This window comes from Aneurinibacillus uraniidurans (assembly GCF_028471905.1).
GTDB lineage: Bacteria > Bacillota > Bacilli > Aneurinibacillales > Aneurinibacillaceae > Aneurinibacillus > Aneurinibacillus uraniidurans.
Window position 1 is genome coordinate 475379 of record NZ_CP116902.1, and the last position, 23322, is coordinate 498700.

The following is a 23322-nucleotide window of genomic DNA, read 5'->3' on the forward strand; positions in this document are numbered from 1 at the left end:
CAGCAGGGGAATGGTAAAACCATGATGAGAGAGGAGCAAAAAAGTTTACTAAGCACTAGCTTTGAAAAAAATATGCAGCAGATAAAGCAGCAAACCGGAAAGAGTACAGACTTGATTAGTAGGGAGTTTTGTTTTGGTAAAGAAGGGATCAAGGCTGGATTTATTTATATCGATGGCATGACAGACAAGGAGATGGTATTCCGTCTTATTGAGTCCATTATGATACACATGGAAGCGGCAGATCTTACGACAGAGCAGGTTCAGCAGCAAGATGTAGTAACCGTATGTAAGCAAATCGCCATTACAGTAGGGGATATTCAATCTGTTCCTGATTTCCAAGCTGTATATAAAGCTATTTTGTCTGGTGACACGGTTATTCTGATTGAGGGTTGTACACAAGGTGTAGCCGTCAGCACAAGAGGATGGGAAGCACGGGGAGTTGGGGAACCGACAGCGCAAACAGTCGTCAGAGGACCGCAGGAAGGTTTTACGGAAACGTTGCGTACGAACACGGCTATGGTAAGGCGAAAAATCAAAAATCCGAATCTCTGGTTGGAAACAAAGCAGATTGGACAGGTTACCCAAACGGACGTCGCCATGATGTACGTTAAAGGGATTGTAGCTGATGAAGTAGTGGATGAGGTGCACCGTCGGCTTGATCAAATTGATATCGATGGCATCCTTGAAAGTGCGTATATTGAGGAACTGATTCAGGATAGGACGTACACGCCTTTTCCAACTGTACTGAATACAGAACGACCCGATATTGTTGCCGCTGCGCTTCTGGAAGGACGCGTGGCCATTTTTGTTGATGGAACGCCGTTTGTCTTACTAGTCCCCGCGTTGTTTACACAGTTCTTGCAGTCGGCTGAAGATTATTATCATCGCTCTGATTTTGGTCTGCTTCGTTTTCTACGCTACCTTTCCTTGCTTATCTCCATGATGGCACCCTCTCTCTATATTGCGATTACAACGTTTCATCAGGAAATGCTGCCAACCACTCTTTTGATTAGTTTGGCGTCTCAGCGGGAAGGGATTCCGTTTCCGGCTTTTGTGGAGGCCCTGATGATGGAAATTACGTTTGAGCTTTTGCGTGAGGCAGGGATTCGAATGCCGCGAGCCGTTGGCACCTCGATCTCGATTGTAGGAGCTCTCGTACTTGGACAAGCTGCCGTACAAGCAGGCCTGATATCGCCGGCTATGGTCATTGTTGTGTCTATCACAGCTATTTCTAGTTTTATATTTCCGAGTTTCGATATAGGGATTTCTGTAAGGATGCTGCGTTTTATTTTGATGGGGCTTGCTGCATCGTTTGGTTTATATGGGATGATTGTCGGGATCATTGCGATCATTCTTCATTTATGCAGCCTGCGTTCTTTTGGGGTTCCTTATATGAAGCCTTTTTCGCCATTTGTGTTAGCGGATCAGAAGGACAATCTGCTTCGTGTACCCTGGCAGAAAATGCGTACTCGCCCCCACTTATTGAATCAAAAAAACATTGTTCGGCAGAAAAAAAGAAATCCATAACGAAAATTAAAAGGGGAGTATGGCATGAAGCGAACGATTATCGTTTTAGCAAGCCTCCTCATCATTGTGACGGTAATAACGGGATGTTGGAATCGAAGAGAATTAAATGAGATTGCAATTGGGGTAGCAATCGGAGTAGATAAACGAAAAGATAACTATGTTTTGTTTGTGCAAGTTGTGAATCCAGGGGTTATTGCTCAGAAAGGAGGAGGAGGGGGGCCTATGTATACTCCGGTCACAACGTATGAGATGCAAGGGAAAAGTATATTTGAGGCGTTCCGTCGGATGACAACCGTAGTTCCGCGTAAGATTTACTTTTCTCATCTGAGGATCGTAGTGATCAGTGAACAGGTAGCACGTGGCGGAATACGAAATGTATTGGACTTTTTTTCCCGTGATCATGAAATGCGCAGCGATTTTTACGTCGCTGTGGCAAAAAATACGAAGGTGAAGCAAGTCCTTAGTTCCTTTACAGCGATTGAAAAGCTTCCGGCGGCTAAATTGTTTAGTTCTCTTCAGGTGTCAGAAAAGGCCTGGGCACCTACTGTTGGTGTGCATTTGGATGAATTGTTATCTAGTTTAGTAAGTCCGGGCAAAGCGGCCGTGTTACAAGCGGTTGAACTGAAAGGGGAAAAGCCGGTGGCAAGAACCATGGAGAATATAGGGCGAATTTATACACCCGCCTATTTGCGGTACACATCCGTTGGCGTATTTAAAAAAGATAAGCTGGTCGGCTGGTTAAATGAGAATGAAAGCAAAGGCTACAATTATATTATGGGAAAAGTAAAAAGTACGGTTGGATATGTACCATGCGCCAAAGGAGGGAAGGTGACGGTTGAAGTAATTCGCACAAAGACAGATATGAAAGCAAAGGTGAAAAACGGAAAACCTGAGATCAATATTAAGGTTTTTATGGAAGAAAACATAGGGGAAGTACAGTGTAACATTGATTTATCAAAGCTAAAGACGATTCGTGACATCGAGAAAAAAGGCGAGAAAAAGACAAAAGAACTTATGGAGTCGGCGATAAAGGCTGCACAACAAAAATATAAATCAGATATTTTTGGATTTGGAGAGGCCATTCATCGAGCTGATCCAAAAATATGGAAACAACTGGAGAAAAATTGGGGTGAGGAATTTTCAAATCTTGCAGTGCATGTCAACGTGGATGTCAAAGTTCGACGTACCGGTACTACAGGAAATTCTTTTATCAATGAATTAGAAAAGCATAAATGATGAAAGGGACACAGCGGTATGTGGGGGATTGTTCTTGTAATCGTGCTTATAGCAGTTGTAAAGGCGCTTATCGAAGTCCCTGCTCTTGTGCGAAAGAAACAGAAAAAGGAATTGTGGGTATTTTTTCTGTTTTTAATCCTGGGAACAGGACTTAGCATCGCGCAGTTCTCACATATGCGGATTCCGAATCCGTTAGATTTGCTTACAAGTATGTATAAGCCGCTTAGTAACGTCATTCGTAATGTCTTAAAGTAAAAAGGGCGGTGAGACGATGCGTGGAGAAGGGAAAATTAGAGCGAGTTCATTTGCTTTGTTAGTTATGTTATACACAATTGGCAGTTCGATTTTACTTTCCCCTTCTAGTCTTGCCTTCGAAGCAAAGCAAGATGCCTGGATGGGTGCAATTTTAGGGATAGGAGTGGGAGTGGCAGCTACAAGTTTGTACAGCCGGTTAGGAAAGTATTTCCCAAATATGACGTTAGTGGAATATAGCGAAACGATTCTCGGTAAGTGGTTGGGGAAAGTAATTTCTTTTTTATTTATTTGCTTTTTCTTTATTATTGCCTCCCTTATTTTACGAAACCTTGGAGATTTTTTAACCACGCAAATTATGCCAGAAACCCCGATTCAATTCGCCGAGATTTTGTTTGTTGTCATTGTGATTATGGGTGTCCGTCTCGGATTGGAAACGTTAGCGGGAGCGGCGGAGATTTTTTTTCCATGGTTCATTTTACTTTTGCTGATCCTTATTTTGTTTCTAATTCCTGAGGTAGATATAAAAAAAATACAGCCCGTATTTGAAGAAGGAATAAAGCCGATCATACGTGCTTCTCTTCCGCTTATGGGGTTCCCGTTTTTTGAGTTGGTAGTTTTTTCGATGTTTATTCCGTATGTTGATAAGCAAGACAAGGTTGGAAAAGCACTTGTTATCGGGGCAGGTGCAGGAGGATTTGTGTTATTCATTCTTACATTTTTATCAGTGCTTGTACTTGGCCCTACTGCTACCGCAGGAAATGCGTATCCTAGCTATCTGTTGGCGAAAAAAATCAATATCGCGAATTTTATTACGCGCATCGAAGCGATTATGGCGATTATGTGGTTTATTACCATTTTCTTTAAGCTGTCCCTTGCCTTTTATGCATCTATCTTAGGACTTGCTCAATTGGTAAAGCTAAAAGAGTACCGTATCTTGACGCTACCTTTCAGTATGATTTTGATTGTAGCTTCTCTCGTGCTTGTGCCGAATACGCCCTACCTTATAGAGTTTAATGAATCCATTTGGTGGCTATATTCTGCTACCTATGGACTGGTTTTCCCAACTTTATTATTGGTGGTAGCTATGTTGCGAAAAAAAGTGTAAAGCGTTATCTCCATATTCTTCGCGATATTCAGCCATACTACGAGTGAAATCGTATCACGAAGGAGGATAATAAGTGGAAGATAAAAAACTGAATTCAAAAGAAATCAAAGAATGGGATCCACTCGATACACCGCAAATCGCTAACGCGGAAGAAGAGAAAACGATTGACGAGCGGCTTGCTGCTGTTAATGAGAACATTGACAGGATCAGGCATGGTGTAAGGATAGAATCAGAATAAAGTAGTAAGGGATTGTCTCGCGAGCTGTTTTGGAGCTTTTGAGACAATTTTTTTTGCGTTAAAACATCTTTCCCGATACGGACAAGGAAAGTTGGCACATTCCATACATACGTTTAAATATAGGAAAATGAAATTTTAGGAGGGAATCCGATGATTCCATACCGTCCTGAACCATTCACCAACTTCCTCGAAGAACAAAATATGAAAAAAATAAATGAAGCGCTCGAAAAAGTACAGACGGAACTTGGCCGTGATTATCCATTGGTCATTGGTGGCGAAAAAATCATGACTGAGAAGAAAATGATCTCGATCAACCCATCTGCAAAAAACGAAGTCATTGGACGTACAGCGAGTGCGAGTCAGGAGCTTGCCGAAAAAGCGCTGCAAAATGCGGCCCAAACGTTTCAAACATGGTCCCGTGTTCCGGCTCACCAACGTTCGCGCTATCTAGTAAAAGCGGCGGCCATCATGCGTCGACGTAAGCATGAGTTTTCCGCCTGGTTAATGCTTGAAGCAGGCAAGAACCGTGTGGAAGCGGATGCGGACACAGCGGAAGCTATCGACTTTATGGAGTATTACGCACGCCAGATGACTGAGCTGGCTGATCGTGGACGACAGACACTTGTGCCCATGGAGGGCGAAGATAACGATCTAACATATATACCGCTTGGCGTGGGTGTTATTATCCCGCCGTGGAATTTTGCACTTGCAATCGTTGTCGGGATGACAACAGCCGCAATTGTCACCGGGAATACCGTGATTTTGAAGCCGGCAAGTCAGACGCCGGTGATCGCATACAAATTTTATGAACTGCTTGTAGAAGCGGGCGTTCCAGCAGGTGTCGTGAATTTTCTGCCAGGTGATCCGACAGAAATCGGTGACTTCCTGGTGGACCACCGCCTGACACGCTTCATTAGCTTCACCGGTTCCCGTGCAATCGGCCTGCGTATTCATGAGCGTTCGTCCAAAGTTGCTTCAGGCCAGATCTGGATGAAGCGTCTGATCGCAGAGATGGGCGGCAAGGATGCGATTGTCGTGGATAAGGATGCAGACCTTGAACTAGCGGTACAGGGCATTGTAGCATCGGCATTCAGCTTCTCGGGCCAGAAATGTTCAGCATGTTCCCGCGCGATCATTCATGAGGATGTATATGAAGATGTGCTAAATCGTTGTGTGGAGCTGACGAAAAATCTGAAAGTCGGCGACGTGCGCGACGCGTCTAACTACACGGGGCCGGTGATTGACGAGAAAGCGTTCAATAAGATCATGGAGTACATCAAGATTGGTCATCAGGAAGGACGCCTCGTAGCAGGTGGTAAACCAGCGGGTGACACCGGATTTTTTATCGAACCGACGATTTTTGCGGATGTAAACCCGAATGCACGCATCATGCAGGAAGAAATATTTGGACCATTCGTGGCGTTTACAAAAGTACGTGATTTTGATCATGCGATGGAAGTGGCGAACAATACCGGCTATGGATTAACAGGCTCCTTTTATTCACGCAACCGGGAACTGATCGAGCGGGCACGTGTGGAGTTTCATGTCGGCAATTTGTATATGAATCGCAAATGCACCGGTGCCATTGTCGGGGTGCATCCGTTTGGTGGCTTCAATATGTCTGGTACAGATTCGAAAGCAGGCGGCCCGGATTACTTGCTACAGTTTACGCAGCCGAAGCTGATCTCGGAAGCGCTGTAGAAGGGAGAAGGGGGACATATATCATGCCAGCGGAAAGCAGAAGTGATTCGATCATTAAGCAGACAGAACAATACGGAGCGCATAACTATCATCCGTTGCCGATTGTTATTGCCCGGGCAAAAGGCGTCTGGGTGGAAGATGCGGAAGGGACAACATATCTGGATATGTTGAGCGCTTATTCTGCGCTTAACTATGGTCACTGTCACCCGAAAATCATTCAGGCACTGAAAGACCAGGCAGATAAAGTTACGCTTACATCACGGGCATTCTACCATGATCGGCTGGGCGAATTTTATGAAAAAGTAGCAAAGCTAACCGGAAAAAACATGGTGATTCCGATGAACACAGGTGCGGAGGCAGTCGAAACGGCGATTAAGGCGGCTCGTCGCTGGGCGTATGATGTGAAAGGAGTGGAAGCAAACCAGGCGAATATTATCGTGTGCGAAGGAAATTTCCACGGGCGCACGACAACGATCACCTCGTTCTCGTCAGAAGAAAGCTACCGACGCGGCTTCGGGCCGTTTACACCGGGCTTTACGCTAATTCCATATGGGGACATTCAGGCACTGCAGGATGCGATCACACCGCATACGGCTGCTTTTTTGGTGGAGCCGATTCAGGGGGAAGCAGGGATTATCATTCCACCAGCGGGATTCCTCAAGCAGGCGAGCGAAATTTGTAAGCAGAGTAATATCTTGCTTATCGCCGACGAAATTCAGACCGGATTAGGTCGCACAGGGAAGCAGTTTGCGACAGATTGGGATGGCATTCAGCCGGACATCTATATCATAGGTAAGGCATTGGGTGGAGGGGTATATCCGATCTCTGCGGTAGTGGCAGATGCGGAGATTCTTGGTGTATTCGAGCCAGGTTCGCATGGCTCAACGTTCGGGGGTAATCCGCTTGGTTGTGCGGTAGCAATTGCTGCGCTTGATGTACTAGAAGAGGAGCAGCTCATACAGCGTTCCCGTACGTTTGGTGATTACTTTAGGCAGCAGCTGCTTACGATTAAGAGTCCGCTTATTAAGGAAGTGCGTGGCCGTGGTTTGTTCATCGGTGTGGAGCTGACCGAAAAAGCACGCCCGTACTGTGAACGTCTTAAAGATCATGGGCTTTTGTGCAAAGAAACGCATGACACAACCATTCGTTTTGCGCCGCCCCTTATCATTTCTCAACCGGAGCTGGACTGGGCGATTATGCGGATTCGTCAGGTCTTGCAAAAATAATCCTATCGCGGTATGCTTACCATAACATGACGTATACAACGCAATAGGTGCCCCGATCCGGGGAGAATAGGGAAGAAAACACGCGGGCCCGCCACTGTAACCGAGGAGCCGTTCATAGTCACTGGAGCAATTCCGGGAAGGCTGTGAACAGATGGCTATGATCCGGCAGCCAGGAGACCTGCCTATTGCAAGCATTGCCGTTCACGTGGAACGAACGGATACGAACCGGATATGGCACGTCCAGGTCTTCTTTGACCTGGGCGTTTTTTGCGTTGTCGCGCATGAACATACATAAATGGAGGAGAGCATACGATGAGTACAGCGACTACAACTAAAATTACGAACACCCTACAGGGAATTCAAGTCCTTGATCAGAATGCGATGGCTGCGGCCCGCGCACGTGTTGATTTTTTAACGAAGCCGCCAGGAAGTTTGGGTGAGCTAGAGGAAATGGTCATTCGTTTGGCAGGCGTTCAGCGTACGGCGCAGCCGACACTGGATAAAAAAGCAGTTACGGTGATGTGTGGTGATCATGGGGTAACGGAAGAAGGAGTCAGTGCATTTGGGTCCGAATTGACAGGCATGATGATGGGGAATTTTACGCGCAAGGGAGCGGCGATCAATGTGTTCTCCCGCCAGATGGGTGCTGACGTTATTGTAGTGGACGTCGGAAGTGCATGTGAGACACCGGCAGATGTGCGGAATGAGAAAGTGAAGAACGGTACCGATAATATGGCCAAAGGTCCGGCAATGAGTCGGGAAGAGGCAATGGCTGCGATCGAAGTTGGTATTCGTCTAGCAGAGGAGCTGGCCTCACAAGGTTATCAAGCAGTGGCACTCGGTGACATGGGAATCGGCAATACAACGCCGAGTGCAGCACTTGTAGCCGCTGTGACAGGTAAAGCGGTGGTGGAGATTACAGGATGCGGTACAGGGATTGATGAGGAGAAGCGTCAGGCGAAAGCAGGAGTGATTGAACGATCACTCCAGATTAACGACATCGATAGCAGCTGGCGTGAACGAATGGATGCAGTTGATGTGCTTGCTCGTGTTGGTGGACTGGAAATCGCAGGACTAGTTGGGGTGACACTTGGGGCGGCTGCACAAGGGATAGCTGTGATCGTCGATGGTGTCATTGCGGGTGCGGCTGCGATCATGGCATTTGAGATGTGTGAGAACGTGCAGGGATACTTGTTTGCGTCTCATCTCTCTCAGGAACCGGCACATAAGGCAGCTCTGACGCATATGTCACTTACTCCTGTCCTCCATTTACGGATGCGTCTGGGTGAAGGATCGGGTGCGGTGCTTTTGTATCCGCTGCTTGAAGCATCTCTGCGTATGATGTATGAGATGGCGACATTCTCTGATCTTGGATTATAGTAGAAAGAAATAAAAACCTGTTTGCCCTACTTGTGAGGCAGACAGGTTTTTTGTATCATGATATACTGCGAAAATGATCCAAAGTGGCATGATAAGGATACATACGGAAAGTGTAATAGAAGGGGTGTGGAAAGATGGCAGAAAAGCATATGAACCGTCGAAATGTCACCATCGCCATGATGGTCGCCACGTTTCTAGCTGCGATCGAAGTGACGATTGTGAGTACTGCGATGCCGCGCATTGCGAGTGACCTTGGCGGACTTGAGTTGATTAGCTGGGTGTATGCCGTATACTTGCTGACGACAGCGGTTACAACGCCGATCTATGGCAAGCTGGCTGATTTATTCGGTCGTAAAATTATTTTTACCATTGGGGCGATTGTGTTCCTGATCGGGTCCATGCTGTGTGGGCTAGCGAACTCGATGGAACAGCTGATCTTGTTCCGTGCGCTACAGGGGATCGGGGCAGGTGCGGTGCTTCCGGTAACGTTTACGATTATTGGCGATATTTATACATTTGAGGAGCGGGCCAAAATTCAAGGCTGGTTCAGTTCAATCTGGGGCATATCGGGCATTGTCGGCCCGCTTGTTGGTGGTTTTTTTGTCGATCAATTGTCCTGGCACTGGATTTTCTTCATTAATGTACCGTTTGGCATCATTTCGATTATTATGCTGTGGATGTATCTGGAGGAATCATTCGAGAAGAAGAAAAAGCATATTGATTATGCGGGGGTTATCACATTCACAATTGGGGTAACAGCGCTTCTGTATGCGTTTCTAACAGGAGGCCAGCAGTACGCTTGGAATTCATCGGCTATTATTGGATTGTTTGTTGTAGCAGTCGTATTTCTAGCAATCTTTATTCGAGTGGAGCTGGCATCACCGGAGCCGATGCTTCCGCTTAGCCTGTTCAAAATCCGGACGATTTCTGTATCGAATACAGCATCGTTGCTGCTGAGTGCGTTATTGATTGCGATGAATGCATACTTGCCGATGTGGGTGCAGGGCGTGTACGGCAAAGGAGCGACGAGTGCCGGGTTGATTCTGACGCCAATGTCGATCGGATGGCCACTTGGCGCGATATTGTGTGGGCGGTTCATTATAAGCATTGGGGCACGCAGGACATCGTTGATCGGGATTACGATTTTACTTGCGGCATCCCTCTGGCTTGCTACCGTGTCGATTGCAACACCACAGCTTGTATTAACGCTTATTATGTTTGTGGCTGGACTTGGTTTTGGTCTATCGATTACGGTGTTTACTGTTGTGGTGCAGTCGTCTGTCGATTGGAATCTGCGCGGGGCGGCGACAGCGTCGAACTCCTTCCTGCGCACGCTTGGGCAGACATGCGGAATTGCGATATTTGGGACACTGTTTAATTCTGCGCTTGCTGGTTATATGAGTGGGCATCGTGTTCCAACGGGTGATATGAATCAATTGTTGAACCCGGCTACGGCAAAACTGCTTCCACCAGAGATTGTCGCGGTTATGCGTGAGGGACTGGCTAGTAGTTTGCATCAAGTATTTTTGACCTTGTTCTTCCTTGCGGGGGCGGCACTTCTGATTACGCTTTTCTTGCCTCGGAAAAACCCAGAGGCAGCAGGGGCTGGAAAGGCTGCTGCTGAGCAGAAATAAAAATAGAGACAAAGGCGGAGCCATGTGTGGCCTCCGTCTTTTTTCTGTTTCGGATAGGCGGCTTTCTATTGTATGCTAGATAAATAAAATAGAGAGAGAAGGGCGGTTGGAGAATGAGAGCAATTATGCTGCAGGGAACATCGTCAGACGTGGGGAAAAGCGTGCTTTGTACGGCGCTGTGCCGCATCTTTTATGAAGATGGCTGGAAGGTTGCGCCGTTCAAGTCGCAAAATATGGCACTGAATTCATACATAACACGCGATGGTAAGGAAATTGGGCGAGCGCAGGGCGTGCAGGCGGAGGCATGCCGCATTGACGCGACGGCTGATATGAACCCGATCTTGTTGAAGCCAAAAAAAGATATGATTGCAGAAGTGATTGTACGAGGCGAGCATTATGCAGATATGGGAGCAGGTGCGTATCGAGAAGATTATGTGCCGAAAGCATTGCCCGTGCTACAAGAGTCGCTTGACCGGCTGGCAGAAGAATATGAAGTGCTTGTGATGGAAGGGGCGGGAAGTCCGGCAGAGATTAATTTGAAAGATCGTGACATCGCCAATATGAAGGCGGCCGAGCTTGCAGATGCTCCTGTTATTCTCGTAGCTGATATTGACCGAGGGGGAGTGTTCGCCTCGCTTGTTGGAACACTGGCACTGCTCGATGAATCAGAGCGGGCTCGTGTGAAAGGGTTTATTATTAATAAATTTCGCGGAAAATTCTCGCTTCTTAAATCCGGACTTGACTGGCTGGAAGAACATACAGGCCTTCCCGTATTGGGCGTTATCCCATATGCGGATACAGGGGTGGAAGCGGAGGATTCGCTCGCGCTATCGAAACTGCGGCTCAAAAAACAAGATGAAACCGGGGACGCACTTAAAGTAGCGGTCATTCGTCTGCCGCGTATTTCGAATTTTACCGACATTGATCCGCTGTATGATGAGCCGGGTGTAACGGTGCGCTTACTGGCGTCTGTGGCCGAATGGAACAATCCAGATATCATCATTATTCCAGGAACGAAGAACACGACGGATGATTTTTTATGGCTTACGGAAACCGGGCTGGCGGCTAAAATTCAGGAAGCGGCACAGGCTGGTGCGCACGTTGTTGGGATATGCGGGGGCTATCAAATGCTTGGAACGACACTTCTGGACCCGGACGGTGTAGAGTCGGTACATGCAGAAGTAGAAGGTCTCAGCTTGCTTCCGCTTGTGACAACCTTTCAGGCGGGGAAACGCACGGTGCGCACGATGGGGCATGTAAATGGAGCTGCCTTTGCAGTCGGACAGGAAGTGCAAGGATACGAGATTCATCTCGGTCGTACAGATCGGGGAGCGGGCGGCGTTCCGTTGTTTACGCTTGAGGATGGCCATACGGACGGTACGCTGAATGAAGCGGGGACGGTATGGGGGACGTATCTGCATGGTGTATTTCATAATCGTTCCTTCACCCGTGCCTGGTTAAATGACATTCGGCATAAGCGAGGATTGGAGCAAGTAGAAGTTGATGTGAAGACTGAGGCGGAGATGCGGGAAGCAAGTTACACCGAGCTGGCCGCACTCGTTCGACACCATCTTGATATGGATAAAGTATATGAGATTGTCGGCCTCACGCAGCCGACACGCATCTGAATGAGGAGGGCGTATGGCAGAGCGATCGTATCCGGCACTGCTTCGTATTGAAGGAATGAATTGTGCTGTTGTCGGTGGTGGACATGTGGCTTTTCGCAAAGTAAATAGCCTACTTGACGCCGGGGCGTGTGTAACGGTGATTAGCCCGTTGCTTACAGATGAGCTGGCTGAGTATGCATCGAACAATACAGTTATATGGAAGAAAAAACGATTTGAGGCCGATGATTTGATCGATGCTGTACTTGTCATTGCAGCGACTGATCAGCCCGATGTGAATGTAGCAGTACGGGAAGCCATTCGGCCTGGGCAGTGGATTGCGGTAGCAGATCGCCCGGATTTGAGTACTTTTATTGTACCGGCGCAAGTGCGGCGCGGGCGCCTTCTGCTTACCGTATCAACAGAAGGGGCGAGTCCTGGACTGTCCCGACGCATTGCTCGTGAATTAGCTGCACAGTACGATGAAACGTATGACATATACACGGAATGGCTGGCGGATAGCCGGAAGATTGTGCTGGAACAGATTGATCATCCTGCAGCACGACGGAGTATATTCGCTGGGCTTTTGACGGATGAATTCTGGACGATTGCGTCTAACAATGATCGTTCGACATGGGATGTGGAACTGAAAAAGCTTATGCGTAAGGCGGAGCGTATCGAGTAGGCGTATTAAGAAATGAGGAGAGTGTGGATAGATGTTTACAGAGAAAGAGCGGGACGCGATTTATAAGGTCATTCAGACACGCAGGGACGTGCGAACATTTCGCCCAGACCCACTGCCAGCCGATGCGGTGGAACGTATTCTGGAAGCAGCGCATCACGGTCCGTCAGTCGGGTTTATGCAGCCGTGGAATTTTATTCTCGTGACAGCGGATGAGATAAAAGCAAAGCTGGCATGGGCAGCCGATAAGGAACGACGGGCGCTTGCGATTCATTATGAAGGAGAGCGGTCGGAAAAATTCATGAGTTTAAAAATCGAGGGCTTAAAAGAAGCGCCGCTTACGATTTGTGTGACGTGTGACCCGACACGGGGTGGTTCACATGTGCTCGGTCGTAATTCCATTCCGGAAACGGATATTATGTCTGCTTCGTGTGCAATTCAGAACATGTGGCTTGCTTCCTGTGCAGAAGGAATTGCCCTGGGCTGGGTCAGCTTCTATAAGAAAAATGATGTACGGGACATCCTCGGTATTCCGCCACATATCGAGCCAATTGCCCTGTTGTCACTCGGATACACCGATCATTACCCAACAGCTCCGATTTTAGAGACAGAGAAGTGGGAGCGGCGGCGGGCGCTGGATGACTTAATTTATCGTGAGAAATGGGGCGGGAAATAATGGAGAAGCCAGACCAAAAACGTGGACTGACACTTGTATATACAGGTGATGGAAAAGGGAAAACAACCGCAGCGTTAGGGCTTGCCGTCCGGGCTGCTGGGCGTGGGAAGCGTGTGCTGGTTATTCAGTTCATCAAGTCTCCTGAGCGGACATATGGAGAGAAAATCGTATTCGATAAAATCGGAATTGAAATTCACCAGAAAGGTAGTGGGTTCACGTGGCTGAAAACGCCAGAAGAACATCGCAGTGCGTTGACAGAAGCGTGGGCGTTTACCAAAGAGAAGGTGATGAGTGGCGAGTACGATGTGGTCATTCTCGACGAGTTAAATAACGCGCTTGCGATTCAGACATTTCCCATTGATGATGTGCTGCCACTCGGTGAAGTACTGGAGCTGGTTGCGAATCGTCCGTACGGCATGCATCTCATTATTACTGGTAGAAGCGCACAACCGGAGATCGTGGAAGCAGCCGATCTTGTTACAGAGATGAAGCCGGTGAAGCATTATTATGAAGAAGGTATTCCGGCTGTGCTAGGGATTGAGTTTTAATGGCGCATATTGAAACATTCGGACATGGCGGTGATCTACGAACTGCGGCGGCTGTATTTGGCGTGCCGGAAGATCAGCTGCTTGACTTTAGCGCGAATATTAATCCATTAGGACCGCCCGCTGATTTGATGAAAAAACTTGTCAGAGATATGGGGCGCCTCGTGCATTATCCGGATCCGGCACATCGTGGATTAATCAAAGCACTGGCGAAAAAATATGGGGTGAGCGAGCGCATGCTGGCGGTGGGCAATGGTGCAGCCGAGTGTATGGCGCTTGTCCTGCTGGCACTTGCGCCGCGAACTGTCGGGGTGATTTATCCTTCATTTGTCGAATACACACAGCTTGCCCGCCAGTTTGGAGCACGTGTCATAAGCTGTACGGGCAGGGCGGAAGATGGATTTTTGCCGACGCTTCCTGAGTTGCACACGTTGATTAAGCAGGTTGATCTAATCTTTGTTGGACATCCGAACAATCCAACCGGCTTAATGTATGATGTTCAGATTTTACGCAAGCTGGCTGCCTGGGCAGATGAATTCAGCACGTATGTAGTGATTGATGAGGCGTTTCTTGATTTTTTGCCGGAAAACGAGCAGCCGACTCTTATGAAAGAACTGGGGCGATATCCGCGCGTTATACTCATCCGGTCGATGACCAAATTTTATGCGATTCCGGGCTTGCGACTTGGATTTGCAGTAGCTGACCCGGCACTAATTCGCAAGATGAAAGGAAAGCAAGTACCGTGGAGTGTAAATGCGCTTGCACTTGCAGCCGGTGAGGTGTGCTGTGAGCAGAACGAATATGAGGAAGCGACGCGACTGTTAGTTGATACAGAGCGTGCTTACTTGATTCAGCGGATTCGGGAATGGTTCGGCTGGCGCGTCTGGTCGGGCAAAGCCAATTTTCTGCTGATTCGTCTGCATAAAGAAATGACGGCGGATATGATGCAGCTTGCACTTGGCAAACGGGGCATTATGATTCGTAGCTGTGCGATGTATCCAGGGCTGACACCGCATGATATTCGGATTGCGGTGCGTCTGCGCGAAGAAAATGACCGACTGCTAGAAGCATTCGGTGCGGTACTGATTGAGGGAGGACAGCTATGAGCATCATCATGGTAACCGGTGGGGTGCGCTCTGGCAAGAGTGCGTTTGCGGAACAACTGGCAGGTGAGAATGGTACATCCGTACTCTATATTGCCACGGGCGTAAATACCGATATAGAAATGGAAGAGCGGATTGCTCTACATCGTGCACGCCGCCCGGAAGCGTGGGGGCTGCTGGAAACACCGCTGGATATTGTAGGTCCAGCAGGGGAGTATGAGAATTACGAGACCGTTTTATTTGATTGCGTATCGACGTGGATAACGAATCAACTGCTGGCTGTTCCAGAAGAAGAATGGCGAGCTGAGGTGCATACACGCAATATTATCGCACAGGCAGACGCATGGCTTGAGAGGCTGCGTACTTATAAGGGATGCGCCATCATTGTATCAAGTGAAACGGGACTTGGCGGGGTGGCGATGTCGCGACTTGGACGTTGGTTTCAAGATGTACTTGGCACAGTGAATCAACGAATTGCGACTCAAGCAGACGAGGTATATGCTGTGCTGTCTGGCATTCCGCTTTGCCTTAAGGGGGAGCGGAGATGAATGCATTGTTTCATGCGATCGCGTTTTTGACCCGGTTGCCAGTTCCACGCTTGAGTGCGGAGACGAAGGACTGGGAACGAAGCCCGGCCTTTTATCCGGTGGTCGGCTTGCTGCTTGGTCTTCTGCTAGCAGCTTGGAGCTGGTTGATGCAGCAGGTTTTCCCTGCCTCTCTTGCAGCTGTCTTGACCCTTACCTTCTGGGTTTTTATCACAGGGGGGCTGCATTTGGATGGCTGGATGGACTTAGCGGATGGGCTTGGTAGCTGGCGTGACCGGGAAAAAATATTTGCGATTATGAAAGATAGCCGGGTTGGTGCGATGGGTGTGATTGCTGCCATTTTGCTATTTATGGTGAAGGGGGTAGCATTGTATGAGATTGCTTCATCCGGCTGGATTACGATGCTTGTGCTGCCGCCACTTCTTGCCCGGACGATGCTTGTTGCGGCGATTTGGTTCTGGCCATATGTAACGGAGAAGGGATTGGGGAGCGGACTTCGTAGCGGGCTTACCCGAACGATTGTGGCAGTAGGACTGTGTGGAACGGCAGCGGCTATCATTAGTGTATATCAACTGCGTGGTCTGTTTGTTGTAGGTTTGTCTGTTGTACTGGCGGTACTATTCACACAGCGTATTCATCGGAGGCTAGGTGGATTAACAGGAGATTGTTATGGAGCACTCGTGGAGTGGACAGAAGCGTGTGCCCTTATTGCGATCGTCGCTGCAGGGAGGTTCGTATGAGGTGGATCTGGATGCGGCACGGTGAGACCAAGGAGAATCGCGAGCGCTGTTATCTCGGGCATTACGATGCGCCCCTTTCTGCTCGTGGCCGACAGCAGGTGGAAGCAGCGGCGGAACTTCTTGCTGGACAAACCATCACTCGTATATATACAAGTGATTTGCTGCGCTGTGTAGAGACGGCAGTGGGTATAGCTGCTGCCAGGGGAGTTGTTCCTATCCATACAAGCGGGCTGCGTGAGTTGGACTTTGGCGAGTGGGATTGTAAGACATACGACGAAATTATGAACGATGACCCTGAACGAGTAAAAAGCTGGTATAATAACCCGTACATAACAGCTCCTCCTAATGGTGAGACACTCTTGATGCTTGGTGATCGTGTCGATCGCTTTCTGTGTACGCTGTCGCTAGATATGCAAGCAGATGAGACGGCTTTACTTGTTAGTCACGGCGGTCCCATTCGCTGGTTTCAGGCAACATGGATGACGGATCAGGCTGCACCATTCTGGCAGATGCCGGGTGTTGAGCCAGCCGGTTTTTTCGCCGTGAGCTATAACGGAGAGCGTTGGATAGTAGAGAACCTATAGATAAAGATAAAAAATAGAAACACCCATATGAGGATAGAAAAAGGAGAGAATCATGAAAGCTGCAACAGGGACTGCTTGCCATACATTTGGCGAATTACTGCAGGGGCAGTATGATGGCGTGCCGTTCCTCGTTTCCCTGCCGATTCAAAGCTATGTCAGGGCGACGTTTTATCCCGGAGGAGCGGGGGAACTCATCACATCCCCTCGCAAAATTAAAGTGCGCCGCATTCTGCGGCGGCTGATGAATGAATATGAGATTCCATTCGAAGGGACATTGCTGCTCGAGCAGTCGCTTCCTGAAGGAAAAGGATTTGCCACGAGTACAGCAGATATGGTTGCGGCTTGCCGTGCTGTATCAAAGGCGTATCGGCTTCATCTGCTGCCGCATCATATTTCGTCGCTTCTTGTACAGGTCGAGCCGACAGATGGCATTATGTATGATGAGATTGTGGCGTACCGCCATCATCAAGGAGAGGTAATCGCTTCGCTCGGTCAATTGCCACCGCTTCGGATCATTGGCGCAGATCGGGGAGGAAGAATTGACACCGTGTCATTCAATCGACAGGCACAGCCTTATACGGTACAAGAAGAAAAGGAGTATGAAAAACTGCTTGTAATGCTTCAGGAAGCATGTCGTTCGGGAGACAGCGAGCTGATTGGTTATGTGGCAACCAAAAGTGCAGATCTGCATCAGAAGCGATTGTCACACCCTGATTTTGAGCGGATGAAAGAGATGTGCCGCGAAATTGGGGGGCTTGGTGTGACGATTGCTCACAGTGGAACACTGGCCGGAATCTTACTTGATGCGTCTTCATCTGATTACATCGAGCAGGAGAAAAAATTGTGCGAGCGAATGAAGGGATGGCATCGGCCTCTGTATAAGTTTTCCGTCGCAAGAAGTCAGAAAGGGATACACGTATGAGTCAACCGTTTCTAAATCACACGTTTTATCGGTCTTCCATCTGGCCGGATCTTACCATTACGAATACAGATGAACATGTACTGATACGCACAGTAGACCCGATGACTGTGTTTAGCAATGCGCTTTGGCAGGGGGGGCTTACGCATGCGTCCCATTTTGTCAATTGGAAAGTCCCGCTTGATTACCGCTGTGCCGACCCGGTGGAGCTTATGCGTACCCAGATTAGGGTTTGGGGATATCCTGTAGGTCGCACGGTCGGACTGCAAACAGCGGCCAAACTGACCCATGCGTCGATCCAGGAAGAAGCGGGCGATAAATATCGCCTCATTTGCTGTGTGACAGCAGGAACAGGCAATGCAGCAAGGGCTGGGAGGGAACGAACTACCTTCTCAGCGTATGCGTGCGGAACGATTAACACGTTTGTACTCATTGACGCCAGCATGACAACATCTGCCATGATTAATGCCATTATAACGGCGACAGAGGCGAAAGCAGCGGCTCTTCAAGATCTTGGGATTACGGAAGAAGCCGGGGAGATTGCAACGGGTACGACAACGGACGCAGTCGTGCTTGCGTCAAGCCAGAATAAACAATATGGTGATCCGCACCAGTTTGCCGGAGTGGCGACGACGATTGGCAATGCGATTGGCCGGCTTGTGTATCAAGCTGTGTATGAGGCAGTTGCCACACAGAAGGAGGGCTAGTATGGAGCGGGCTTTTGTGTTACTAGCCGCTTATATCATTGACCTTGTAGTCGGTGATCCGCGTTGGCTCACGCATCCAGTTGTCTATATGGGACGTGCGATCAAGTGGTTAGAGAACAACATCCGGCATGCTTTTCCAAAGGAGGAGCAATTGAGGCGGGCGGGAATCTTTTTGCCGATCCTGCTTGTTGGGGGAAGCTTTCTCTTCGTATGGTTGTTGTTGAAAGCGTTGGCACTCATTCATCCATGGCTGGCATTCGTAGTAGAAGCCTGGCTCATCTCAACGACCATTGCGACAAAAGGGCTGGCGCAGGCGGGCAGAGAGATTTACCAGCTATTGCAGCAGGGAGATCTGGAAGGTGCGCGTCGGGCACTTTCGATGGTTGTCGGACGAGACACGCAGTTTTTGAATGAGCGGGAAGTATCGCGTGGTGCAGTGGAGACAGTAGCAGAGAATATCGTCGATGCGATTCTGTCGCCGTTATTTTATGCAGCACTTGGCGGTGCTCCACTCGCGATGGCATATCGCGCTGCTAATACGCTTGATTCGATGGTCGGCTACAAAAATGATAAATATCGGAACCTTGGTTGGGCGTCAGCCCGGTTTGATGACTTAGCCAACTACATTCCGGCCCGGCTGGCGGCGATTGTGCTGACTGGGGTCAGTTGGATCATGCGGTATAATTCGCGCGGCTGCCGGGATATGATTCGGCGTGATGCACGTCTGCACCCGAGCCCGAACAGCGGATTTACGGAGGCGGGCGTAGCCGGGGCGCTGGAGATTCAGCTTGGTGGCTTGAATTATTATCAGGGCATTCCCTCTAAGCGAGCGAAGCTTGGTGATCCAGTACGACCAATCGAGCCAGAGGATATTCGGCGTACGATTAGCCTGATGCACGGCACTGCATTTTTCTTTCTACTATTTAGTCTGCTTGCTGTACTGTTTGTTTCACTTCTTACATAAGTAGTATGATCCGGAATTTATGGTTAAAAAGTCGCTTCCGTGGAGCGACTTTTTTTTATGGACAGCGTCCAATAGGATAGAGAGCACAAGAGCGAGGGGGAGACGAACGTGAACAGCAAAGAAGAAATCATTCGCCAGGTGAGAGAAATGGGGAGCGAGAATAGGAAGGCAACAGTCTATCACTTGCCATACGGGGAGGTCGAATCAGAATCTGTCCAAGAGCCAGTTCCTCCAAAGTCAAAAAAGAAAATGTGGCTGCTGCGTGTTCCAGGGATGCGCATGTGGAAAAAAGTACGCGGCTTTCTAGTAGCAATGGTAGTCGGAGGATTGTTTGTGGCAGGCGGTATGGTGATGGGTGATAAATGGTTTAGTACGCCTATGAACAGTCAGACCGTGGTCGAAGAGGTACGAGAGCTTTCGTATTTGACGACGGCAGAAGCAGTGGTCACCACTACTCTTACAGGTGAAGATGCCTACAAGTTTTATAATATGGAGCTTCCAGGCACAAAGCGGGTCGTACATATGGATGTTCCAGCTAAATTGCTTGCTGGCATTAACATGAAGCAGGTAACAGAAAATAATATATCCATTGATCAGGCAAGCAAGCAGATTACCATCCTTCTGCCGCATGCCAGTTTTTTGCAGGAGCCAAACATCGACATGGATAAAGTAAAGCTGTTTTCAGAATCAGGCATGTTCCGCCGAGATTTATCACCTGAGGAGCAGCAAGAATTGCTTGTAGAGGCACGCAGTAAGCTGGAGCAGGAAGCAGCTGAAAGTGGTGTGCTTCAGACAGCGGAAGATCGGGCGGTGCGGGTATTACAGCAGATTTATAAGCCGGTTGGTTATCGTGTGAACGTGGCCTTTCAGTAATAAACTCTTGAAATTCAGCTAGTAGATACGGAATAATAGAAGCAGAGAGAAACCGGAGTTTTGTAAGTGAAGTGAAGTGAGGTGAAACGTATGGATATGAACGATCTGTTTACGCTTGGGCTTGATCCGTTTGAATTTATGATTTATATGTTCCTCATTCAATTTGGTTCCAAGCGAGATTGTGGAATCTTTCCGTCAATCCGAAAAATTGCAGCTGTGTGCAACATGAATAAGAATACAGTAGAGCGAAAGATAAAAAGCCTCGAGGAAAAACAGCTCATTAAAGTACACAAATATCAGAATAAAAATTGCTATGAGTTTTTACCAGTAGCACAGCCATTAGTATTGCAGGAAAGCTAATCGGCAAAGAAAAACAAGGCCAGGGAAAATACCGGCGGCTGACCGGGATCTTCTCGGGCCTTGTTGTCTTTTTATAGCAGAGGGGAGAGCAGACGAGCGATGGACTCAAGTACTCGATGATGCCATGGTCGTCTTTGATAGTCGGCTAAGGTCAACTCTTTGCTATCTTTGAGATCGTCGAAGAAGTCGGCTTCTAGCTTGGCAACAGAATTGCTGTTATATAAAATAGCATTCACTTCAAAATTATGCTGAAAGCTGCGAATGTCCATGTTAGCTGTGCCAATCGATGCAACCAGCCCGTCAACCAGTAAAATTTTGGCGTGGACAAATCCAGGTTGATACAGATAAAAGCGCACCCCTGCTTCAAGAAGTTCCTGAAAATACGAGCGAGACGCCCAGAAAACCGTATGATGGTCAGGGCGGCTCGGGAGCAGAATCCGTACATCAAGGCCGCTTAACGCCGCTGTTTTAAGCGCCATTGTAATGGAATCGTCAGGCACGAAGTACGGAGAAGTAATATAGATTTTCTCCTGAGCAGTAGCGATGATCGAAAAATACATCTGCCAGATCAGCTCCCAGTCTGAATCTGGACCGCTTGCAGCGATCTGGATGATCTCCTCTTCTTCGATCTCGCCAAGCGGTGGGAAATAGCGGTCATTATTCACATTTTGGCCGGTTACGAAAAACCAGTCTTTCAAAAAGATATTCTGAAGAAGATATACCGCTTCCCCCTTAAGTTGGACATGGGAGTCTCGCCAGAAGCCAAAACGTGTGTCCTTACCCAAATATTCATCCCCGATGTTTAGCCCGCCGACAAAGCCAATTTTACCGTCTACGACGACAATTTTGCGGTGATTGCGGTAGTTGAGCTTATTATTTAAAAACGGAAGAATTACCGGGAAAAAGGTTGCAACCTCCACCCCTGCCTCCCGCAGTTCAGCAATATAGGCTCGATCAAGCCCCACACTTCCGACCCCATCATAAATAACCCGTACCTTTACACCTTGTCGTGCTTTATCGATCAATACCTGCTTGAATTGCTGACCAGTAGCATCATGACGAATGATGTAGAATTGGAAATGAATGTGATCCTTCGCCTCAGACATGTCGGCAATCATCTGTCGGAATGTCTCATCCCCGTTCGTCAGAATACGGGAGGCATTGTGAACGGTAAAAGGTGACTGGGATACATTCGTCATCAAATTCAGCAAACGGCGCTTGGAGGCCAGGTGCGGATACATCCAGAAATCGCTTTCTTTTAGCAGAGGGCGTGGACGAGTCTCAAGCTTTTTTAAGACGTCCGCGTTGCTAATAAATTTATGACGAAATAGTTTTCGCTTACGTACATTGCGCCCGATCAAGACATATAAAATAAAGCCAACAATAGGGAGGAAATTCAAGACAATGAGCCAGGCGACTGTACGTGATGGATTGCGGTTCTCCAGCACAATGAGAAAGGCAATCAAAAACACGGACAGGGAAAAAAGAAAGGTAAAATACGGCTCAATGATTCCCCAGAAAGAAGTAGCCGGGTGGCCAGAGGCAGTTGCTAGCTCAAGAACCGGGCTAGAAAAGTTCCATATCATCGTACACCAACCTTGTATGTTATTATGGTTTATTATATATAGAAAGTTATCGGGAAGAAAGGAAGTTAACGATGCTTAAACGTTATTTGACAGTTCGACCTGAAGGGGAGACAGAAATTGACATCAAACGTTCACGGTTTATTAGTTATGTGAAGCGGGTGGAGACACCGGAAGAGGCTGTGACGTTCATTCAAGGAATTAAGAAAAAACATTGGGATGCCACACATAACTGTTCAGCGTATATCGTAGGTGAGCACGATCAGCATCAGAAAATGGATGACGACGGTGAGCCGAGTGGTACCGCAGGCAAGCCGATTCTGGAAGTGATAAAGAAAAAAGGGCTAAAGGATACAGCAATTGTCGTGACCCGTTATTTTGGCGGCATCAAGCTTGGGGCAGGCGGTTTAATCCGCGCTTACGGCAAATCGGCCAGCGCAGGAGTTCGAGCAACCGGCGTAGTGGAGCGAATTCTTACACGCGGCCATCATTTTGCCTTTGATTATACGCATTGGGGTAAGGTGGAGAATGAATTAAATGCGCATGGCTATCAAGTTTTGAACGTTGAATACCTGGATCGGGTGACGGTGACAGTAGGGGAAGAAGAGGGCAAGGAAGAGCCGCTTACGAGCTTGATGATCAATCTGACAAGCGGGCAGGTCGAGTGGACACCGGGAGACCTGGCATATATCGAGCGTTTGCAGGAAGCAGAAGATGATATTGATCTGGAAGAGGATGAATAACAGCAGGGTGAACTAGCTAGCGGAACAATACTCGCATTCGTTACGGTGGTTGGTATAATAGACGAGGACATATACTTTATAGCGAAAGGACGAAGCGATATGCATTATGCAGCATTTTTACCGATTATCGACCAGGAGAAAAACAAAGAGCATCGCCCGGCCCATCTTGCACACATTAACGAACTGTTTAAGCAAGGAAAAGTAATGGCAGCAGGCCCTTTCACAGATGGAAAAGGTGGTCTTGTCATTTACATCGCCGATACGTATGAAGAAGCGCTGGAGATGGCTGAGAAAGATCCGGCTGTAACATCAGGTGCCCGCACACTGGAGTTACGGGAATGGGGCGCACTGAATTTGCCGCTTGAAGGATAAGGAACGGCACACTACTTTGG

Annotated in this window: 25 protein-coding genes and 1 riboswitch; of the genes, 24 read left to right on the forward strand and 1 reads right to left on the reverse strand. The window is 48.3% G+C overall.

Going from position 1 to position 23322, the window contains the following annotated elements:
• Positions 1–21: 21 nt before the first annotated feature.
• From PO771_RS02355 to PO771_RS02460, 22 genes are all read left to right on the forward strand, one after another.
• Positions 22–1527, forward strand: coding sequence for a spore germination protein (locus tag PO771_RS02355; protein ID WP_272561701.1), 1506 nt, complete (start codon positions 22–24; stop codon positions 1525–1527).
• Positions 1528–1551: 24 nt separating this feature from the next.
• Positions 1552–2763, forward strand: a complete 1212-nt coding sequence (locus tag PO771_RS02360; protein WP_272561702.1) for a Ger(x)C family spore germination protein — start codon at positions 1552–1554, stop codon at positions 2761–2763.
• An 18-nt stretch (positions 2764–2781) separates the two neighbouring features.
• Positions 2782–3018, forward strand: coding sequence for a hypothetical protein (locus PO771_RS02365; protein ID WP_272561703.1), 237 nt, complete (start codon positions 2782–2784; stop codon positions 3016–3018).
• Positions 3019–3034: 16 nt separating this feature from the next.
• On the forward strand, positions 3035–4123 hold the full coding sequence (locus PO771_RS02370) for a GerAB/ArcD/ProY family transporter (RefSeq protein ID WP_272561704.1): 1089 nt from the start codon (positions 3035–3037) through the stop codon (positions 4121–4123).
• 73 nt (positions 4124–4196) lie between these two features.
• A complete protein-coding gene (locus PO771_RS02375; RefSeq protein ID WP_272561705.1) occupies positions 4197–4361 on the forward strand; it encodes a hypothetical protein in 165 nt (54 codons plus the stop codon).
• Between the two features lie 150 nt (positions 4362–4511).
• On the forward strand, positions 4512–6062 hold the full coding sequence (gene pruA, locus PO771_RS02380; RefSeq protein WP_272561706.1) for an L-glutamate gamma-semialdehyde dehydrogenase: 1551 nt from the start codon (positions 4512–4514) through the stop codon (positions 6060–6062).
• A 23-nt stretch (positions 6063–6085) separates the two neighbouring features.
• A complete protein-coding gene (locus PO771_RS02385) occupies positions 6086–7288 on the forward strand; it encodes an ornithine--oxo-acid transaminase (RefSeq protein WP_272561707.1) in 1203 nt (400 codons plus the stop codon).
• Positions 7289–7316: 28 nt separating this feature from the next.
• A riboswitch (cobalamin riboswitch) is annotated at positions 7317–7488 on the forward strand.
• A 112-nt stretch (positions 7489–7600) separates the two neighbouring features.
• The gene (cobT, locus tag PO771_RS02390; protein WP_272561708.1) at positions 7601–8668 is read left to right on the forward strand and encodes a nicotinate-nucleotide--dimethylbenzimidazole phosphoribosyltransferase; all 1068 of its coding nucleotides are present in this window, start codon (positions 7601–7603) and stop codon (positions 8666–8668) included.
• 134 nt (positions 8669–8802) lie between these two features.
• Entirely contained in the window at positions 8803–10302 is a 1500-nt protein-coding gene (locus PO771_RS02395) for an MDR family MFS transporter (protein ID WP_272561709.1), read from the forward strand.
• Positions 10303–10415: 113 nt separating this feature from the next.
• A complete protein-coding gene (locus PO771_RS02400; RefSeq protein ID WP_272561710.1) occupies positions 10416–11930 on the forward strand; it encodes a cobyric acid synthase in 1515 nt (504 codons plus the stop codon).
• A 13-nt stretch (positions 11931–11943) separates the two neighbouring features.
• Positions 11944–12591 (forward strand): precorrin-2 dehydrogenase/sirohydrochlorin ferrochelatase family protein, encoded by a 648-nt coding sequence (locus PO771_RS02405; RefSeq protein ID WP_272561711.1) that lies wholly within the window; start codon positions 11944–11946, stop codon positions 12589–12591.
• Between the two features lie 31 nt (positions 12592–12622).
• Positions 12623–13264 (forward strand): 5,6-dimethylbenzimidazole synthase, encoded by a 642-nt coding sequence (gene bluB, locus PO771_RS02410; RefSeq protein WP_272561712.1) that lies wholly within the window; start codon positions 12623–12625, stop codon positions 13262–13264.
• Positions 13264–13812, forward strand: a complete 549-nt coding sequence (cobO, locus tag PO771_RS02415; protein WP_272561713.1) for a cob(I)yrinic acid a,c-diamide adenosyltransferase — start codon at positions 13264–13266, stop codon at positions 13810–13812. Before bluB ends, cobO begins: the two co-directional genes overlap by 1 nt.
• Positions 13812–14915 (forward strand): threonine-phosphate decarboxylase CobD, encoded by a 1104-nt coding sequence (gene cobD, locus PO771_RS02420; protein ID WP_272561714.1) that lies wholly within the window; start codon positions 13812–13814, stop codon positions 14913–14915. Before cobO ends, cobD begins: the two co-directional genes overlap by 1 nt.
• Positions 14912–15460: a bifunctional adenosylcobinamide kinase/adenosylcobinamide-phosphate guanylyltransferase gene (gene cobU / locus PO771_RS02425; RefSeq protein ID WP_272561715.1), complete on the forward strand. Its 549-nt coding sequence runs from the start codon at positions 14912–14914 to the stop codon at positions 15458–15460. The genes cobD and cobU overlap by 4 nt, the downstream gene beginning before the upstream one ends.
• Positions 15457–16197, forward strand: a complete 741-nt coding sequence (gene cobS, locus PO771_RS02430) for an adenosylcobinamide-GDP ribazoletransferase (protein ID WP_272561716.1) — start codon at positions 15457–15459, stop codon at positions 16195–16197. Before cobU ends, cobS begins: the two co-directional genes overlap by 4 nt.
• Positions 16194–16781, forward strand: a complete 588-nt coding sequence (locus PO771_RS02435) for a histidine phosphatase family protein (protein WP_272561717.1) — start codon at positions 16194–16196, stop codon at positions 16779–16781. The genes cobS and PO771_RS02435 overlap by 4 nt, the downstream gene beginning before the upstream one ends.
• A gap of 52 nt (positions 16782–16833) precedes the next feature.
• A complete protein-coding gene (locus PO771_RS02440; protein WP_272561718.1) occupies positions 16834–17703 on the forward strand; it encodes a GHMP family kinase ATP-binding protein in 870 nt (289 codons plus the stop codon).
• Positions 17700–18407, forward strand: a complete 708-nt coding sequence (locus PO771_RS02445; RefSeq protein ID WP_272561719.1) for an adenosylcobinamide amidohydrolase — start codon at positions 17700–17702, stop codon at positions 18405–18407. The genes PO771_RS02440 and PO771_RS02445 overlap by 4 nt, the downstream gene beginning before the upstream one ends.
• 1 nt (position 18408) lies before the next feature.
• Entirely contained in the window at positions 18409–19371 is a 963-nt protein-coding gene (gene cbiB / locus PO771_RS02450; protein WP_272561720.1) for an adenosylcobinamide-phosphate synthase CbiB, read from the forward strand.
• Between the two features lie 108 nt (positions 19372–19479).
• Positions 19480–20244, forward strand: coding sequence for a DUF4230 domain-containing protein (locus PO771_RS02455; protein WP_272561721.1), 765 nt, complete (start codon positions 19480–19482; stop codon positions 20242–20244).
• A 90-nt stretch (positions 20245–20334) separates the two neighbouring features.
• Positions 20335–20604 carry a helix-turn-helix domain-containing protein gene (locus PO771_RS02460; protein WP_272561722.1) on the forward strand — a complete coding sequence of 90 codons (270 nt, stop codon included), beginning with the start codon at positions 20335–20337 and terminating at the stop codon, positions 20602–20604.
• 71 nt (positions 20605–20675) lie between these two features.
• On the opposite strand, the gene cls is transcribed toward PO771_RS02460, so the two are convergent.
• Complete coding sequence (cls, locus tag PO771_RS02465) at positions 20676–22190, reverse strand: cardiolipin synthase (RefSeq protein ID WP_272561723.1); 1515 nt, start codon at positions 22188–22190, stop codon at positions 20676–20678.
• Between the two features lie 71 nt (positions 22191–22261).
• Here cls and PO771_RS02470 point away from each other — a divergent pair, with 71 nt between their 5' ends.
• Together PO771_RS02470 and PO771_RS02475 are read left to right on the forward strand one after the other, a co-directional pair.
• Positions 22262–22930, forward strand: a complete 669-nt coding sequence (locus tag PO771_RS02470) for a YigZ family protein (RefSeq protein WP_272561724.1) — start codon at positions 22262–22264, stop codon at positions 22928–22930.
• Between the two features lie 99 nt (positions 22931–23029).
• Positions 23030–23302 carry a YciI family protein gene (locus tag PO771_RS02475; RefSeq protein ID WP_272561725.1) on the forward strand — a complete coding sequence of 91 codons (273 nt, stop codon included), beginning with the start codon at positions 23030–23032 and terminating at the stop codon, positions 23300–23302.
• Positions 23303–23322: the final 20 nt, after the last annotated feature.